Raw genomic sequence first — 18,842 nt, 5'->3', positions numbered from 1 at the left:
AGCTAGTCATGCAATAGGTATGACTGGCTTTATTTATATGATTTTATCAAGGTGATAGGGGAAGTCTTCATTCATCGACTGTCTATAGGCAAGACAAAATTGCTGAAATTTAATATGCGCTTCATGCTTTTGGTTTAAAGCATACATTGCTTTTATTTCAGAAAACAATGCCTGTTCGTTTAGGGGATCCAATAAGAAAATTGTATGAGCTAGCGCAATGCTTTTTTTATGCTGGTACCCCAGGTCCGCCTGCTGAAGCTCTGCTAGTAAAATGGGTAGTAAATTTTGTTCAACTCCCGCTTTTAATGTGTCAAATACGGGCTGATCCAATCCATGTAAAAATTTTCCTCTTTGAATAATCTGGATTAATCTACCTTCGTAAATATTGGGGAATTTTGCCATTAATCGAATATATTCGACATAATCGCAATAAAACTCGTCTGTTTGTTCGATAATGAAGCGGCCATGTTTATATACAAGTTCTATTCCGGTAAATTCATTCAGAACTTTTCTTAAATGGTTAATCGTAACGCCCCTTGAGTTTTTTACCTTATCTTCTGATTTGTCAGGCCACATAATTTGACTGAAATATTGTGAACTAATACCAGCGCTATGAGATAAGATGATACAAAATGCCTGTTTTAACTTTGTACTGAATAAATAGGATATATCTCGTTTATTGCGGTCAAATGCACGGAACTCGCCAAATAAAAAAATTGCGTTTGGTCTGGGAGTCTCATCTTTTTGTATCGGTTGAAAGGCTACTGCTGCTGATACTGGAGTACTTGTAACGGCTATTTCTTTAGTCAAACTTAAATTTGTTATTTTTCCTCTCCTTTGGCTTTGTCTCCAAATAAAATAAGTGCCAACGCCACATGTACCAAATAATAAGAACAACAAAAATATTTTGCGGCTTGAGCCAGATGATGGAAAGCTATTTAATTCTGTAAAGGTTATTGGTGTCATATTTAAAGAATATACCTTCAATGTAGATTGTATATCATCTTTTGATTCTTGAACCAACGTTAAGAGTCTACCTAATTGCTGATCATAGTAAAGCTGGGCATGCGTACTTATTTTGTCTGAATAGATTGGAACAGAGTCTCCCAAAACTTCAAAATTTCCATTTTGGACAGAAAAACGGTACAATTGAATATTCGATTTAGTTAGATATTCTGGATAACATAGGGCATAAAAATGGTTACTGTCAGGAAAGACCACACCGCGGGCTGGTACAATATGCTTGTCTTTCCAAACTAAGTCCCATTTTTTTGTGATTTTTTTGCTGTCCAAATCTACCTGATAGAAATCGTAAAGATATTTTCTTCCAACAATGTGTTCCCCTGATTCGTTTCCCATACCTCCGAATATATAAGCAGCCCGATTATTAGCTGCTTGTCCAGCCGAAAGGAAATAACGTGGAAAAATTTTGTCACCAGTCCATCCATCAACGGTTTGCCATTTACTGGAATCTAAATCATATCTGTTAAATTGACCATTATAGGCCATGTTTCCATATCCTCCAAAAATATAAAACTGCCGTTGTCGTTCATCGTAGAAAGATCCATGATGGTTTAGTTCCTTTTTCATCAGATCATAACTCTCAACCTTCCATTCAAAATTTTCTAGATTGAGGCTAGCTACCGTAGGGCCCTGGTAAGGCCTGGTATAGAAAAGCTCATAGACATACAATGTATTTGTCGTAGTATCAATGAAATTGTTTCCTAAAACCAGTTTGACAGGGCAGGGCTTCCGAAAAGCCAGTTTCTTTGTCTGATTGTTTTTTAAATTGTATATGGCTATAGAATCCTGATTAAAATAATAAATCTCTTTGGTTCGTTGATTGTAACCAGAACCAGCCTGTGATGGCGAACTGCTTGCAAAAATATTTTTCCATCTGTAAGAATCCACAATCAACCATGTTGGGTTGGTCACACGTCCATAAGCGTTTCCGTCTTCATCGTGGACAATATGACCTGTATTCTCTTTTAGTGGAAAGAAATATTTATTGGTTGTATTTCCAATATGTACATTTTTGATGGACATCATTGGCACATCGATCAGATAGTCACTTTTTCCAAAAATAACCTGGGGGCTATATCGCCTTGGCAGTTTCACCTTTGGAGACTCAAAAGCCTGATCCTGTATTTTGAGCTTAAATAGTTGTTCTTCAAGATCAAAGGTCAATTGGATATTGATCCATTCCTCTTTAAACAGTCGCTGTTGGCTTATTTTCGCTATGATCAGACTACTTTTCCCTTCTTCGTTCAGACGGAAGATGCAACTGCCTGCCTCTTCGTCGTAGAACAGGTTGTAAATTGTGTTATTATCTTTATTCTTGACACGGAAAATATTACCCAATGAGTTTGACGAATAAATAGATAGTTGGAATGCTAGTGTAAACTGTTTTTCAAAAGAAAGATCCTTTTTGTCAAATAGTTCATAGGAAGTTCGTTTATCGATAGGTTCATGTCCGGCTCTAAACTTGAGCCCCTGAGATCGGGAAAGTAGCGGAATTAAAAGTAAAAAAACAATATATAATATACAGCGTCGCATAGCGCAATCAAAAAACTTAAACCAATAGTCGTCGACAATGAGCTGTTCAAATATTTCATTTTGTCCTCAGTCGACGCGTTATGACATAGTAAGGGTTAGGATACCCCTTATCAATATCTAACAGGATTAAAAGTATGCAAAAAAATGCGCTCAATAAAATAAAAGCTATGTTACAATCACTATAAGCATTCGGATCCCAATATTGTTATAAAAAGAAATAGCTGCTAGGGTTATCGTTTTATTTTTAGGTTTTAACCCAATTTTAACCCAAAAATTAATCATCGGACTTTACCTTGCGTTAGAATTCCTACAGATATTTCCAGTAGGAACTCGAACTAATTATAAATCGAAATCTTACTTATGAAAGTCTTTAAAAAGCTGCAATTTATTTTTGTTGCTTCCGTATCAATGGTGATGGTCACGCACGTTCATGCTGAACACTCAGTTTCTTTTTCTATGCATACGAAAGGCCGTCAGGCGCTTCAAGAGCAAAACTTAACACGTGCGATAGAACTTGTTGATCGCTCAATGGAAGTTTATTTCTCCACAGATAGGCAAGCCATGCACCGATTCTATAATCCAGATACAAAGGTGCGCCCAGAAGAAAAAGCAAGTATATGGATGTATTCAGCTTCAATAGAAGCAGTCAACGCGATCTTAAGTGGCCTCAGATTGCAGAAAGAAAAGGGGAATCACAGCCTATTTGAAAAAAATTATAAGCGTTATGTTGATCTATTGGCTCAGCTCCATGACAATGCAGCTTATTATTTAGGATCCTTTAACCTTATTTCCTTTACACAGACGCAGGACTGGACCGTGTACGCAGTGGATCGTGCCCGGGAAAAAGGCGCAGCCAACGCGACAGGGGTGTTAAATGTTTATGACGATCAAATGTGGATGATACGCGAGCTGATAGAAGCCTACCATCTGACTGGAAAGGAAACGTATTTGAAGGAAGCAGAATATCTAACTGCTTACGTTCTGGATGGGTGGGACTGCACGTTCAATGATCAAGGGAATGAAAATGGTGGAATTCCCTGGGGGCCAGGTTATGTGACCAAACACGCTTGTAGTAATGCGCCAATGGTTAGTCCTTTGGTTTGGCTACATGAAATCTATAAGAAAAAGAAAGATCAGATAATATACAAGTATATAGATGCAAAAGACAAACAATCACGTCGTTCAAAAAGCTTGCTGAAAAGTGACTTTTATTTGGATTTTGCTAAAAGGATTTATGCTTGGCAAAAGGGGCATTTATTAAATAATAAAGGTGTCTATGATGATATGATGGGCGACTGTTATCCAGCTTGTAGCATTGCCTATGAAATCGTTGATGGTGTAAAATACCGCAAAAATACCCAATTAAGGAAAGCTGTTGGAACCTCGTTTTCCTATAACAGTGGTACAATGATTTCTGGAGCTGCCGATCTGTACCGGGCGACCAGAGCTAAGATCTATTTGGAAGATGGAGAAAAATTAACCAATGCCAGTTTTCAGTACTTTGCCAAGCTAGGATCGCAGGTTCCAGCGCATTACACCTATGCTTCGGACGGTTTTAACAACTGGTTTAACGGCGTATTACTTCGGGGATTCCTTCAAATTTCTCCGGTTTTTGAAAAAGCAGGGATTTACATGGACTCCTTTCAGCAGAATTTGGACTATGGGTATGCCCATTTTTTGCGCTCCGGTCTATTACCACCGGATCTTCTTGGAGGATGGCATGCGGACAAAGATAAAAATAACCTGGAAGGGATGTTCATGTTTGCTTATGCGGCACAATATGCGATGCTGTCTCAATATGAGGCCGGCAAATAGTGAAATATACAAAAAGATCAGCATAACAATTATGATTGTAAAAATGAATACCAATAAAACCGGGCTCGCGAGCTCATGAAATAGATCAGATAGCATAATCAATATTTAAAACCAATTTATTAAGATGAAAAAGGATATAGGGAAATCAAAGCGGCGACTCAGCACACTGCTCGTACTGCTGGCGCTGGGTATTCCGTCTATTGGATGGGCGCAACAGAAAAATGTCACAGGGAAAGTTCTTGATCGTGACAATAAACCCATTGCAGGGGTAACGATCTCGGTTCAGAATGCCGGTACGCGCATCGAAACAACGACTAATGCTGACGGTAGTTATACAATCGTTGTTCCGGAAGGGAAGAAGCTTTTATTTAAATCGCTTGGCTTTACTGCGAAGGAGGAACTCACAGACGGAAAATCCACGATTAATGTTGTATTGGAAAATGATGATACACAGTTGGAAACGGTTGTTGTTGTCGGTTATGGTACACAGCGGAAGCAATCGCTTACTGGCGCTATCGCGTCGGTAAAGGGGACGGAAATGAGGCAGACCAAAAATGAAAATCCGCAGAATATGCTGACTGGTCGTGTGGCCGGTGTACGTGTGTGGCAGAGAAGTGCAGAGCCGGGTGCCTACAGTGCCAATTTCGATATTCGTGGGCTTGGTGCTCCACTGGTCGTCATCGATGGGGTTCCTCGTACGAGCGAAGACTTTCAACGCCTGAATCCAAGTGATATTGAAGATGTTTCGGTATTAAAGGATGCATCGGCAGCAATTTATGGTGTGCGTTCGGCAAATGGTGTCGTATTGGTTACAACCAAAAAAGGGAAGGAAGGGAAGACCACAGTGAATTATAATGGATCTTATACCTTCCAAAGACCTTCGGGTCTGCCTGTATTGGCCGATGCGATCAGCGCGATGACGATCTATAATGAGAAATCCATGAACAACATCAATGGAGGTAGTCCTATTTATACCGAAAAAGATTTCGAAGATTTTAGAAATGGGACACGACGTTCATCAGACTGGACCTCGTTGATTTTCTCTAAATATGCACCGCAGACGCAGCACGATATTAATTTTTCAGGGGGAAGCAATAAAATTCAATACTATATTGGTGGCGGCTATTCCTATCAGCAAGGTTTCTTTAAATCAGGTGATCTCAATTATAATAAATACAATTTACGTTCGAATATTTCGGCAGAATTGGCAAAGGGTTTGAAGTTGGATTTGAATATCAGCGGAATGGCCGATCAGCAAAATAATCCCTATACAAGTTCCGTCGATATTATCCGTAATTATTGGAAACAAGGAATGTTATTTGCCGCGTATGCTGATCCCGAAAACACTTTGTTAAATTATGAGGGGCTGGATTTAGAGCAAAATACAGTAGCAATGATGGACGCGGATATTTCCGGGTATCGTAAATTTAAAAAGAAGACCTTTCAATCCTCGGCCGCACTGAATTACGATCTGAGTAATTTATCACCTCTACTGCAAGGGTTTTCCGCAAAAGCATTGATTAGTTATGATTACCGCACGGATAACAATTCCCTATTCAGAAAGGAATATTATCAATATGCATTGAATAAAACAACGGGTAAATATGATCAGAAACTTTATAATCTGAGCAGTCCGAATCAAATGAAACGGGAGTTTTTCGATAAACAACAGCTATTGGGGCAATTTATCTTGAATTATGATCGAACGTTTGGAGAGCAACATAAGCTATCCGGACTTGTGGGATGGGAATCACAAAAAAATGATGGCGATAACTTTTATGGACTGAAAAATCTTGCTTTTGGTTCTGATCAATTGCTCGCTGGCGTAGAAGATGGCCAGATGACTTCAATGTATGGCGGGATCAGTGATTACTACAACGAAGCGAAATCGGCTTTATTTGGACGGGTGAACTACGACTTTGCAGGCCGATATATTGCTGAATTCCAGTTTCGGTATGATGGATCGTCGCGTTTTGCAAAAGGACATCAATGGGGATTTTTCCCATCAGCTTCAGTAGGCTGGCGTATCTCTGAAGAACCGTTTTTCAAGTCTAATAATGCACTTTCTTTTGTCAATCAGTTGAAATTGAGAGCAAGTTATGGCGCATTGGGGGATGATCAGTTCAAAGACTGGGATTTTGGTTGGCTTCCGGGTTATATCTATCCCGCAACCAGTGGTAATGCCGAAAATGGCTATAACAATCAGTATGCACCAGGTTATATTTTTGGTGGGAAATACGTTACTGGAGTTACTCGTAAACCTATTGCAAACGAGCTGATAACATGGTATACCGCAAAGACATTTAATGCCGGTATAGACTTTGAAGGCTGGAATGGTTTGTTTGGTTTTACTTTAGATTATTTCGAACGGACACGGACGGGGATATTTAAGCGTCCTGAAAGCGAATTTCCTACAGTAATCGGCGCTGTTCCGCCTTTGCAAAATGCAGATAGTGACCGTCATATGGGATTGGAACTGGAGTTGAAACACCGCAATAAAATCAATGATTTCTCCTATAACGTTCGAGCGATCGCCACAGTGACAAGGAATAAGTACCTGACTTCTGTTGAAAATGGACCTTATAGCAATTCCTATGATCGCTGGCGCAATGATAACTTGAACAATCGTTATCAGGGGCTTCAGTTTGGATATGAATCGGCCGGTAGATACGAAAATTGGGCAGATATCTGGAGCTATCCGATTTATAAGGAACGCGATTTATTGCCCGGAGATTATAAATACCTGGATTGGAATGGTGATGGTGAAATTAATGGTCAAGATGAGCATCCCTTTGCCTTCGATCAGACACCTTGGCTTAACTATAGTATGAACCTTGAGACTTCCTACAAAAATTTTGATATGAACTTATTACTGCAAGGGTCTGCGCTCGGTTCCATGCAGTATAAAGAACCTCTCTATGCAATCTGGGGATCAAATGGTGGTGGAACGCTGGAACAATATCTTGATCGCTGGCATCCCGTGGATCCTTCCGCTGATCCCTACGATCCAGCAACAGCATGGGTGAAAGGATATTATGCCTTTACGGGAAGATATCCAAAGGAAAACTCTGAATTCAATCGCGTCAGTACAGCTTACTTGAGATTGAAGAGTGTGGAACTAGGATATACTTTCTCAAATCTAAAGCCTTCGTCGACGATGCGTTTACGCGTGTACGCGAATGCCTATAATTTATTTACAATAACAGGCGTACGATTTGTGGATCCAGAACATCCGGATGATGACTTAGGTCGGATGTATCCATTGAATAAGACCTACTCATTAGGCTTATCGCTTACTTTTTAGCACGCAAAAAAATATTCCAATGAAACCATCATGATTTATTCAATCATATTGGAGAATGAATAAATCTGATAGCTTCATCACAATTGAAAAGCAAATTTATACAGATGAAAAAACTACTCATTATATTATCATTAGCTGGCTCAATCGGATTTACAGGTTGTGCCGATCTCGATATTACGCCCAAAAATGTGGTTACAGATCAAGATCTGTTGAACAGTCCCGCTGGCATGGATATTTACATGGCAAGAATGTACAGCCTAATGCCTTTTGAAGATTTCAAATATATGGCACAATGGGGAATAGAATTCAATGGCTGGCTGGCTGCCATCGGCATTGAAGGAACTGGGGAAGCTGTGACCAGGGATGGCATTAGTACTTCCTTTACCGGTGAAAGGACAGCCTATTGGGAAAGAGCATTCGAATTACTTCGGGATGCAAACCATTTGATCGAGAATTTACCCAATTACAAGGACAAGTTTTCTGAAGATCTTTACAACCATTATTTAGGTGAAGGATATTATGTTCGGGCAACGGTATTTTACGCGATGGCCCGACGGTTTGGAGGGATTCCTTTAGTGACGAAGGTTTTGCAGTATCCGAACACTTCGGAAAACTTAGAAGTCCCCCGTGCATCGGAAGAAGATACCTGGAACCAGATCCTGAAGGATTATGATGAAGCAATCAAATTAATGCTTCCAAAAGGCCCTAAAACTGGTTATTCCAATAAATTTGTCGCCCTTTCTTTTAAATCCGAAGCCATGCTCTATGCGGGAAGTGTGGCCAAATACAATGAAACTGTTTCCGGCCGCTTGACAGGCCTCGGAAGGAAAACTGGTGTGCGGGTTATCGGTTTTGATCCCACTACAGCAAAAACCGCTTCACAAAAGTATTTTGCAGAAGCCTATGCTGCTGCTCGACAAGTAATAACGGCAGGAGGCTATTCTCTGTATAAAAAGAAATGGGCAGCGAACGATAAAGATGCGCAATATCAAAATATGGTGGATATGTTCAGTGACCTCAGTAGCCCGGAAAATATCTACGTCAAAGAATATGTTTATCCGACGTTGACACATAGTTTTGATGCATTTAGTTCGCCTTTCACTTTTCGGTCACCACTTTCTGCAGGAACCTGTCCTACGGTGGATTTTATGGAATTGTTTGATGGATTTGACAAGTATCCTGACGGAACAGTCAAGGTGACTACCGGACAAAGTAACCAGGAGGGCGAGTATAAGCTGTACGACAAACCGATGGACTTCTTTAAAAATGCGGAACCTCGCCTGCGCGCGTATGTTATTTTTCCTGATGATATCTTCAAGGAAAGAAAAATGGATATACGGGCAGGAGTTTATACCGGTCAAACTCCTATAAAACCTTTGTTTACAGATTATTCCTACGCTACAGCGGATACCCGTTATCAACAGCTGGGGGCATATACAGGTTCACCAAAGACCTTGTATCTGAGTCCGAGAGATGGTAATGGACAGCAAACAGTGGATTATAACGGGCAAAAAATGAATGCTGCAGGAAATGAAGGGCCATTCTTTGATAATGGAGAAGCTACACTAACTGGGTTCTACGTGCGTAAATGGCTCAATACAAATCCAGCAAAAGAAGTTGGAGAAGGAAAATCTGATCAGCCCTTTATTTTGATGCGTTATGCTGAAGTTTTGTTAAATGCCGCTGAAGCAGCTGTTGAATTAAAAATACTGGGTGCAAATTCTGCTGATGGAAGCGACCTGTTACAGACAGCTACTAGCGCTGTCAATGAGATTCGCTCGCGAGCGGGAGCAGATCTATTGACAGGTACGATCACCGGTGATAATACAGGAAGGGACATTGTTCGAAGAGAACGTCGTAAAGAACTTGCATTTGAACATAAGGCGAAATGGGACTTACGTCGCTGGCGGGTACTCCATTTTGAAGGTCGGGATGGTTTCTGGGGAACACAAAAGGATAAAAATCTATACAGCAATAACGAGAATTTTAGGTTCAGAGGATTGTATCCATTTTTTTCCACCGCAACAGGTAAATACTTCTTTGATGCACGATTCCAATGGGTAAGTACCAAAACGTTTCGGTACACACCCGTAGACTATTATTTTGAAATTCCCGGTGGAGAAGTGGCGAAAAGTCCAGTGATCGACCAGCAACCCAACCGATAGATAAGTGTACTGTGCTGCGAACGTAATTGAGCTGGGCAGTTTTAATTGGAGGAGTGAATTTCTACTATTAAAGTATAATGAATTACTGGTGGAATGGAGGACCCGAGCATAGCGAAGGGAATAATTCCAAACCATCACTAAACGTATAACAGATGAAAAATAGCATTTTTGGCGCGATAGGTATATTATGTATGCTGAGTTCGTGTAGCCTCTTTGAGGCAGATAATTATGAAGCCCCTTCTGTGGCATTAAAAGGAGTTGTCGTTGATACACAGACAGGTGAGCCGGTATTGACCGATCAGGGGAGTGAAGGTATCCGTGTCCGATTGACAGAGCTTAGTTGGGGAGATAATGTGGAGCACAACCCTGACTTTTATTGCATGCCAGATGGAACTTTTCAGAATACCAAATTATTCAAAGGTAATTATCATATTACGGTAGACGGGCCTTTTATCCCATTGGTGCGTACAGATGTCGATGGTAAAGTATTGTCAGACGATAGTAAAACGATGGAGTTGAATGGTTCGCATGAAATAAAAATGGAGGTGCACCCTTTTCTTAAAGTGGAATGGGTTGGCGACCCCATTGTCGAAAACGGCAAGATAAAAGCTAAGGTAAAGGTCACCCGTGCGGTAAGCGAACAGTTTTTTCGCGAAAAAATAGAACCGATGGGAAATTATAACGGAGACTTTTTGAATGTTACCGATATACAGTTTTTTGTTAGCTATTCCTCTACCGTAGGATATAGGGCACGGGATGAACGTTGGTCCAGCAAAATCGAGTACGGTGGTGACAGCTTTAACACAAAATTGGGACAGGTTATTGAGCTTGAATCTATCGGTGAAATCCCAAAAGGCCGTACGGTCTTCGTACGTGCAGCATCGCGAATTAATTACGATACCCCCCGCGGAACGGGTACTCGTAGGTGGAATTACAATGAAGCCAAAAGAATAGATATCCCATAAGGGAATCCGCCACCGGCTGAAACTAGTCTTTTTAAAATATCAATGTTGTAGTTGGATTTTGAATAAGACTGGTTTCAGCTGGTTGACCAAATAAACTGGTTAATCATGTTGGATAGTATGAAAAATGTAGGAGTAAACCAGGAGTAATAGCAACGGAAATAGACAACAGATTATGATAAAAACGAATATACTCGCTTTATTGATGCTGACGACGCTTACTGCGGTCGCTCAAAAAAAAGATCCCGTAAAGACGACATTTCAGAGTTCCAGAGAATGGCGCCCAACAATAGACAACCGAGCGGATGCGGTGATGATCTATGGAACAGGAGGCAATCCATCCGACAAGTCTCGAAAGATTCCATTTGAAGAGCGCGTGAAATCCTGGCGTGATAAGGGATATATTACCCATTTTATGACCGGTATTGCCTGGGGCGAGTACCAGGATTACTTTACAGGGAAATGGGATGGAAAGATGCATTTGGATGAAGGTCAGGTTGACGTAAAAGGCGATACCATCTGGCATGGTCATATGGTTCCCTATATTGTTCCTACTGAAAATTATTTAAAATACATCAAAGAGATGCATGTCAAGCGAGTTATTGATGCCGGGATTGACGCCATATTTATGGAGGAACCCGAATTCTGGGCGCGTGCGGGTTATAGTGAATCATTTAAGAAAGAATGGAAAAAGTACTATGGTTTTGATTGGCGACCACAGCATGAATCGCCCGAGAACACCTACTTATCCAATAAATTAAAGTACGCCCTTTACCTCAATGCGCTGAATGAAGTCTTTACGTACGCGAAGTCTTATGGAAAAAGCAAAGGGATGGACGTAAAATGCTATGTGCCCACGCATTCCTTGATCAACTATTCACAATGGATGATCGTGAGTCCTGAAGCGAGTTTGGCTTCGCTTCCCTGTGTGGATGGTTATATCGCGCAGGTATGGACAGGAACTTCGCGTGAACCTAATTATTTTAATGGTGTAGCGAAAGAACGTGTTTTCGAAACTGCGTTCTTGGAGTATGGTGCAATGGAATCTATGACAGCTCCCACTGGACGAAAGATGTTTTTTCTGACGGATCCGATCGAAGATTGGCCCCGGGACTGGGCGGACTATAAGAAAAATTATCAGGCCACTTTCACCGCACAACTTTTGTATCCCAATATTGCTGACTATGAGGTGATGCCCTGGCCTGAACGTATTTATGAGGGACTGTATAAGACAAGCCCCAATAGTGATCAAAAGGAAAAAATACCACGGCATTATTCAACGCAGATGCAGGTGATGATCAATAGCCTGAATAGTATGCCAAAAACGGCCAGTAAAGTTTCTGGATCGACAGGAATCAGTGTCCTACTGGCAAATTCGTTGATGTTTCAACGTTTTCCGACGCATGCCGGATATGACGATCCACAACTGGCGAACTTTTACGGTCTCGCTCTTCCTTTCCTAAAACGTGGGGTTCCTGTTAAAACAGTTCATTTGGAGAATCTAGCGGTTAAGAATGCCCTAGCGGAGACAAAAATACTCCTAATGTCTTATTCCAATATGAAGCCCCTGTCAGCTGAGGGACATCAGTACCTTGCAGATTGGGTAAAGGATGGCGGCATCCTAATTTATTGTGGTACAGATCTCGATCCCTTTCAATCGGTACAGGAATGGTGGAACACGAACGGTAAAAATTACCAACGGCCATCGGATCATCTATTTGAGAAAATGGGGCTGAAGGACGGTATGATAAAGGAGGGGAAATATACGTATGGTAGAGGTACTTTTTATGTATTAAGATCGGATCCCAAAGAATTTGTGGTCAAACCGGATAACAGTCAGAAACTGCTGGACGTGACGAAAAATCTTTATGAAAACAACGGCAAATCTGAAAAGCTACAATTTAAAAACTATTTTACGTTGACGCGCGGTAATTACGATCTGATCGCCGTATTGGATGAGAGTGTGAGTAATCAGCCATATCATGTTAAAGGAAATCTAATTGATCTTTATGATCCGGCCTTGCCCATTGTTACTTCCAAAAACATCCAACCAAATGAGCAATGTTTGTTTGTGAATTTAGATCATATAAAAAACAAACAACAACCGCAAGTGTTAGCTTCCGCAAGCCGTATCTACAACGAAACATCGGCTAATCATCACTATTCATTTACGGCAAAAAGCCCGATTAATACAACAAATATTTCGCGGATATTATTGCCTAATAAACCAAAGAGCGTGCTGGTGGATAAAAAAGAGGCCTTTTCGGAGGGAAATTGGGATACCAGAACAAAAACCTATTTGTTGGGATTTGAAAATAGTCCCGATGGTGTGAACGTAGATGTTAAATGGTAGTAGGGTAGAACACTTGATCTTCAAATGAAGGATCGGATAGCAATCCTGTTTTTGTAAACTTGATCGGAATATGTGCCAGTTGCCATATCCGAATCATAAAAAGAACTAAATTCTTAGTGAATTTAGTTCTTTTTATTGATAATCGAATTAGATAAATAACCAATCTAATTCGGACCAAATTTTTTGATTTTACCTAATAAGACGTTGACAATGATTTACTTTAAATTTTCGAGGCCAAACTTAATCTATCTCAAATGGAGCTCGCTGCTAGAACAACGTCTTATTCGATTGTGAGTCCTGGAATTCCGTAGGGCTGAGTCCAAATTGTTTTTGAAAATTTCTGGAAAAATGTGTTGCTGAACTGTAGCCTAATAAATTTGAAATTTCATAGACCTTGTACTGTCGTAAACTAAGCAATTCAGCTGCTTTTCGAAGTCGGGTCAGGTTGATGAGCTCATTCGGTGAGAGGCTTGACACCAGATTTATTTTTCGATACAGTGTGGGCCTACTCATACAGAGTATGTCTGCCATCCGGTCCACATTAAATTGAGGGTCATCCAAATGTTCCATAATGATTTCTTCAATTTTGAGCAGAAAATCCTGATCGCTTTGATTCTGACCGATTTGCTGTATTTGGGACATCGGATTTTTGATAAAAAATTCCTTGACTTTAGTCCTGTTTTTTAACAGACTAACAATTTGGGCTTTTAAAAATGCGGGCGAAAAAGGTTTTTCAATATACGCATCAGCACCATATTCCAAACCTTGAATCTTCGACTCTATGCTATTTTTTGCAGTCAATAAGATGACGGGAATATGTGCATAAGCGATATCTTCTTTAATTTTTTGACAAAGTTCATAGCCATCCATTTCGGGCATCATCACGTCGCTGATGATGAGGTCAAAATACTCCGATGCGAGTAAATTCAGAGCCTCATTTCCATTGGTGCTGGTGGTGATATGGTAATCTTCATTAAGGTCATCCGCAATAAATTCAAGTAATTCAGCATGATCATCTACTACTAATAAATTGGCTTTTGCATTCATAATCATTGGTTTGAACTGTTGTTTAGTGGTAAAGTCAGACGGAATATATTCCACCGTAAATTTTCAATATCATATACTAGGCTGCCCTGATGTTTTAGTGCCAAGGATCTAGTCAATGCTAAACCTAAACCACTTCCAGGAACGTTCTTATTTTGTTTTAATCGATTGAATGGTTCAAAAATTCTTTCCCTTTCTTCTGAAGGAATTAAAGCACCGTCGTTTTTCACGGTCAATATAGCAATATTTTTCTGTTTATCCTCCGCTAAATTCACCTCAATATCCTGTGATGAGTATTTTAAGGCATTATTGAACAAGTTATAACAGATTTTATCAAAAGCATCTATATCGATGTACCCCATGATATCAGGAGCGATGGTCACTGTCATGTTCCTCCTCATCGCTTGAACGGTGACACTGAAATCATTGCTTATTTTTTGTGCCGCCTGACTAATGTTTTCCATCTCAAAGTGTAATTTAAAACCTTCCGTTTCGACCTGTCGAAAATCCAGCAACTGATTACTGAGTGCAATCAATTTTTCGGTATTGTTCTGCATGGTCGTCAATAGTTTATCCGTTATTGGATTATGTTCGACTTTGTCCATGAGCTTTTCCAGCGGCGCTTTAATTAATGTCAATGGTGTGCGTATTTCATGGACTACATCTGTGTAAAAATTGATTTTTGAGCGGTAGAGCTCTTGTTCACGAAGATTTTGCACGGTCAGTAAATGTTGGCGATTACGTTGTTTTATCTTTTCATTAAAGTGATAAATAATAAATGTAATGAGTGCAATAAGAATTATTGCATAAACGATATAAGCAGGTATGCTTGCCCAAATAGGAGGAAGAATAACAATTTTAAGACTTGCGGCGGTAGGGATGGTATTTCCATTGGGGTCTTCAGCTTTCACTGTAAAAACATAAGTTCCCGGTGCAAGCTTCGTAAAATAAGCCCGTTGATTACTGGTAATATCTATCCAATTATTATCAAGACCTTCCATTTTGTAACTGTAATGGATAGAATGGGGGGCTTGATAATGAAGTGCAGCAAAATCAAGGCTAAATGATGATTCATCGTGTTTCAATTGAATCTTATCCGTAAAGAGGATGGATCTGGAAAGTATACTGCTGTCTGTGTACTGATTAATCGCTTTGTTATTGATATAGAGGTTTGTGATATAGATCGGAATTCGCGTATTATAATTGACCTGATTGAGTCTTTTTGGATCAAAACGGATTAAACCATTGATCGTGCCAAAGTAAAAATTCCCCTGACCATCTTCAAATGAGGAATTGTAGTTGAACTGAACGGAAGGTAGTCCAGATTCTAGGTTAAAAACCCGTTTTTTCCCATTCAATAGATGATAACGCACCAATCCTTTAGATGTACTCACCCAAAGATTATTTTGCTCATCCTCAAGAAAGGCCAGGATCACATTGCTGGGCATACCTTCATGTATGCCAATTTTTTCAAAACCATTACCTGTAGCCTGTTTTTTTGCCATACCGCCTTCCGTTGCAACCCAAATCTGTTTCTGCGAATCTTCAAATAAACTATTAATTCGATTGTTTGGTAGCGAAGTTGGATCATCCTTTTTATGCGTATAATGTTTAAAGGCTCTAGTGGTAGGATTATAGCAAAATAAGCCGTCTCTCCAGGTGCCTAACCAGATATTCCCCTGTTTGTCTTCAAGCACAGTCGTATAAAACATATATTCAGGAACGTTTCGAACTATGTGAAAAGATTTATTGGCGAAATCAAAGCGATATAAACCACGAGTGGACGCGGCTAAAATGTCCCCTTTCTTCGTTTTATAGAGATAAAAGAGGAAGTTACTTTGTAGATCGGAGTTGGAATAACTATCTCGGTCGATATGGTAAATAACCTTTTCCTGTTTAGGGTCAAAGATATCCAGCCCGTTAACAAAAGTGCCAACCAATAATTTATTGTCAAAGGGAAGAATTCCATGAATATTGTTGTTTGCCAGATTTCCCTGTTTTTCAGAGAAATTTTTGATTTTTCCGGAAGTGGGATTTAGCTTGGACAAACCACCATTTTCGGTTCCAATCCAGATATTGCCCGTCTCATCCTTGGTAATGATACGTACGGCTGATCCTTTTAAGTTACCGGGTTTATCTTGTGGTAAAAATTTTTCGATAATGCTGTTGTTCTTATGATAGTAGTTGACGCCACCAAAATAAGTACCTATCCAAATTCCCTGATCCTTGTCTTGTAGAATGTTATAAGCGGCATTGTCAGAAATACCCCATGGATTTTCCTGTTCTTTTTGAATATTGATAAAGCTTTGATCGGCAATTTGATAAATAAAGAGCCCTGATTCGGTCGCAAACCAATATTCGGTATCATTTGGTTGCAGGATATCCCGGACATAGAGAAATTGCTTTAACCGATCTGGGCCTAACATGGATTTTAAAGTCGCTGCCTGTAAATCGTAAACATACACACCAGATTTGGAGGTGCCAATCAATAATTCCCCTTTGCGGTTCTCCGTTATTTTTTCGATACTGAACCAATCTTTCGCACCATATTTTAGTTGAAAGTCCAGTAAGAGGACAGGTTTGTCGGCATTATTAAGTTGGAAAATTTTTCCTTCTGGGGTACCAAAAAAAATAGTTCCATTTTTTGTACAGCTCACTGCCGTGATATAAAGATCTGGTCTGGTGATTTGCTTGATTTCGTTGTTGACCAGATGATAGTAATAGAGCAGGCCATTTGATATAAACCAGATTCTTTTTTTCTGATCTGTAATGATAACAGGTACATCCGAATTTTCGAACTGTTTACTTAATAATCTAAACTGTTCATCGATGGGGTTGTAACAGTAAATTCCTTGATCAGTGCCAATCCAGATTCTTTTTTTGTAATCTTCTTTCAGGGAGATAATATTATTGCCTCCCAAGCTATTTTTCTCGGAAGCTGAGGCGTCAAAATGTTTGAAACTATTTCCGTCGAATCGGTTGAGACCATCTTTAGTGCCGAACCAGAGAAATCCGTAGCTATCCTGCATACTACAGATTACCGCATTGTTTGAAAGCCCCTCATTTATTTGATAATGGTTAAAATAATAAGGTTGTGCATGGATAAGCAAAGGAGACAGTAGCAAGAAAAATAAAAAATGTAGCGGCTTCAGGTTGATCATGATCATTTGGTTATTGATACAAAATAGCTTAAAATTGAAACAATTTAACCCCAAAAAAATAAAAAAAAATAGGATTTTAGTATTTGTATTGTAACCGATAAAATTATAAAAAATATAGCTAACAAAGTAAGTTATCATCCAATAAAGATTATAAACCATTTAAATCATAACAAATGAAAGGAAAATTGATGTTGCTGAGTATTTCTGGAATATTTACCTATTGTTGTCTGTCCTGTCAGCAAACAAATCATTCAAAAAATACTCAGAACGACACGGTCGCAGCCTTAATGGACACTTCATCATTTAGTACTACAATTGATGCTAAAAAAATCTATTTATATAAATTGACGAATAAAAATGGTGTACAGGCCTATTTTACCAATTTTGGAGCACGTCTTGTTGGTTTATGGGTGCCGGATAATTCTGGTAAATTACGTGATGTCGTATTGGGATTTTCGAAGGCTAGTGATTATAATAACCCCAAAGAACCTTTTTTTGGAACGATCGTGGGACCTTTCGGCAATCGTATTGCAAAAGGGAAATTCAAACTGGATGACAAGAACTATATACTGGCGGTCAATAATGGACCTAATACATTGCATGGTGGATTTAAAGGCGTACATTTTGCACATTGGACGCTAAAGGAGTCTGACCCGTCATCGGTTACTTTTGCATACATATTGCCTGATGGACAGGAAGGATTTCCGGGCAACATTCAGATGGAAGTTACTTATACGCTCAATGACAATAATGAATTGATGATCGCTTACCGTGCTGAAACCGATAAGAAAACAGTGATCAATCTAACAAACCATGCTTATTTTAATTTGAACGGCGAAGGGAGTGGTACAATTCTAGACCACAGACTTCAATTGTTTGCCAATCAATATACGCCTGTAGACAGTACCTTGATACCTACAGGACAATTGGCTGAAGTAAAAGGAACACCATTCGATTTTACCTCAGCCAAGACTATTGGAAAAGATATCAATATCAGTGACAGTCAGCTCACTTACGGAAAAGGATATGACCATAATTTTGTGTTGACCAAGGAAAAAGAAGGAGAATGGTATAAAGCGGCGAGTGTTGTGGGGGATAAATCAGGTATTGTAATGGATATTTTGACCACCGAGCCGGGGATTCAATTCTATAGCGGCAACTTTATGAATGAGCAAGTGCAGTTAAAGAACGGCAAAAAAGATTCGTTCCGAACAGCTTTCTGCCTGGAGCCACAACATTTTCCCGACGCGCCGAATCAACCTAGCTTCCCAACGACAGTTGTAAATCCTGGGGAGATTTATCAAACGAAATCCCTGTATCGTTTTTCGGTAAAATAATACATATTAATAATGATTGGTTTTGGAAGTGCATCTTTTTGAAGGTGTGCTTCCTTTTTTTGATACAAATAGGCAGTGTTTTGAGAAAAATCAATCGTCTAACTTATTGATTAAATTTTAATTTTGGATAATCAGTTATACAACT

9 protein-coding genes are annotated in these 18,842 nt (G+C 39.7%); 6 read left to right on the top strand and 3 right to left on the bottom strand.

The window, feature by feature from the left end:
* Positions 1 to 33: 33 nt before the first annotated feature.
* Positions 34 to 2,556: a Kelch repeat-containing protein gene (locus HPC41_RS14670; protein WP_172394710.1), complete on the bottom strand. Its 2,523-nt coding sequence runs from the start codon at positions 2,554 to 2,556 to the stop codon at positions 34 to 36.
* A 360-nt stretch (positions 2,557 to 2,916) separates the two neighbouring features.
* On the opposite strand from HPC41_RS14670, the gene HPC41_RS14665 reads away from it, so the two are divergent.
* The 5 genes from HPC41_RS14665 (at position 2,917) to HPC41_RS14645 (ending at position 13,155) form a co-directional block, all read left to right on the top strand.
* Entirely contained in the window at positions 2,917 to 4,371 is a 1,455-nt protein-coding gene (locus tag HPC41_RS14665; RefSeq protein WP_216660758.1) for a glycoside hydrolase family 76 protein, read from the top strand.
* Between the two features lie 124 nt (positions 4,372 to 4,495).
* Entirely contained in the window at positions 4,496 to 7,675 is a 3,180-nt protein-coding gene (locus tag HPC41_RS14660) for a SusC/RagA family TonB-linked outer membrane protein (protein WP_172394709.1), read from the top strand.
* 104 nt (positions 7,676 to 7,779) lie between these two features.
* Positions 7,780 to 9,840: a RagB/SusD family nutrient uptake outer membrane protein gene (locus HPC41_RS14655; RefSeq protein WP_172394708.1), complete on the top strand. Its 2,061-nt coding sequence runs from the start codon at positions 7,780 to 7,782 to the stop codon at positions 9,838 to 9,840.
* A 152-nt stretch (positions 9,841 to 9,992) separates the two neighbouring features.
* Complete coding sequence (locus tag HPC41_RS14650; RefSeq protein ID WP_172394707.1) at positions 9,993 to 10,805, top strand: DUF3823 domain-containing protein; 813 nt, start codon at positions 9,993 to 9,995, stop codon at positions 10,803 to 10,805.
* Between the two features lie 172 nt (positions 10,806 to 10,977).
* Positions 10,978 to 13,155, top strand: coding sequence for a hypothetical protein (locus HPC41_RS14645; RefSeq protein ID WP_172394706.1), 2,178 nt, complete (start codon positions 10,978 to 10,980; stop codon positions 13,153 to 13,155).
* Between the two features lie 267 nt (positions 13,156 to 13,422).
* Here the strand turns inward: HPC41_RS14645 and HPC41_RS14640 are convergent, their stop codons facing one another.
* Positions 13,423 to 14,202, bottom strand: coding sequence for a response regulator transcription factor (locus HPC41_RS14640; RefSeq protein ID WP_246250665.1), 780 nt, complete (start codon positions 14,200 to 14,202; stop codon positions 13,423 to 13,425).
* A 2-nt stretch (positions 14,203 to 14,204) separates the two neighbouring features.
* On the bottom strand, positions 14,205 to 17,360 hold the full coding sequence (locus tag HPC41_RS14635; RefSeq protein WP_172394704.1) for a ligand-binding sensor domain-containing protein: 3,156 nt from the start codon (positions 17,358 to 17,360) through the stop codon (positions 14,205 to 14,207).
* Between the two features lie 173 nt (positions 17,361 to 17,533).
* Here HPC41_RS14635 and HPC41_RS14630 point away from each other — a divergent pair, with 173 nt between their 5' ends.
* Positions 17,534 to 18,697, top strand: a complete 1,164-nt coding sequence (locus tag HPC41_RS14630; RefSeq protein ID WP_172394703.1) for an aldose epimerase family protein — start codon at positions 17,534 to 17,536, stop codon at positions 18,695 to 18,697.
* Positions 18,698 to 18,842: the final 145 nt, after the last annotated feature.

Source organism: Sphingobacterium prati (genome assembly GCF_013167215.1).
In the GTDB taxonomy this organism is placed as follows: Bacteria; Bacteroidota; Bacteroidia; order Sphingobacteriales; family Sphingobacteriaceae; genus Sphingobacterium; species Sphingobacterium prati.
This window is presented reverse-complemented; position numbering and strand designations above follow the sequence as displayed.

Coding starts and splice junctions, on each gene's coding strand:
- HPC41_RS14670 (WP_172394710.1), bottom strand. CDS start 2,556: ATGCGACGCTGTATATTATATATTGTTTTTTTACTTTTAATTCCGCTA.
- HPC41_RS14660 (WP_172394709.1), top strand. CDS start 4,496: ATGAAAAAGGATATAGGGAAATCAAAGCGGCGACTCAGCACACTGCTC.
- HPC41_RS14665 (WP_216660758.1), top strand. CDS start 2,917: ATGAAAGTCTTTAAAAAGCTGCAATTTATTTTTGTTGCTTCCGTATCA.
- HPC41_RS14640 (WP_246250665.1), bottom strand. CDS start 14,202: ATGAATGCAAAAGCCAATTTATTAGTAGTAGATGATCATGCTGAATTA.
- HPC41_RS14630 (WP_172394703.1), top strand. CDS start 17,534: ATGAAAGGAAAATTGATGTTGCTGAGTATTTCTGGAATATTTACCTAT.
- HPC41_RS14645 (WP_172394706.1), top strand. CDS start 10,978: ATGATAAAAACGAATATACTCGCTTTATTGATGCTGACGACGCTTACT.
- HPC41_RS14650 (WP_172394707.1), top strand. CDS start 9,993: ATGAAAAATAGCATTTTTGGCGCGATAGGTATATTATGTATGCTGAGT.
- HPC41_RS14655 (WP_172394708.1), top strand. CDS start 7,780: ATGAAAAAACTACTCATTATATTATCATTAGCTGGCTCAATCGGATTT.
- HPC41_RS14635 (WP_172394704.1), bottom strand. CDS start 17,360: ATGATCAACCTGAAGCCGCTACATTTTTTATTTTTCTTGCTACTGTCT.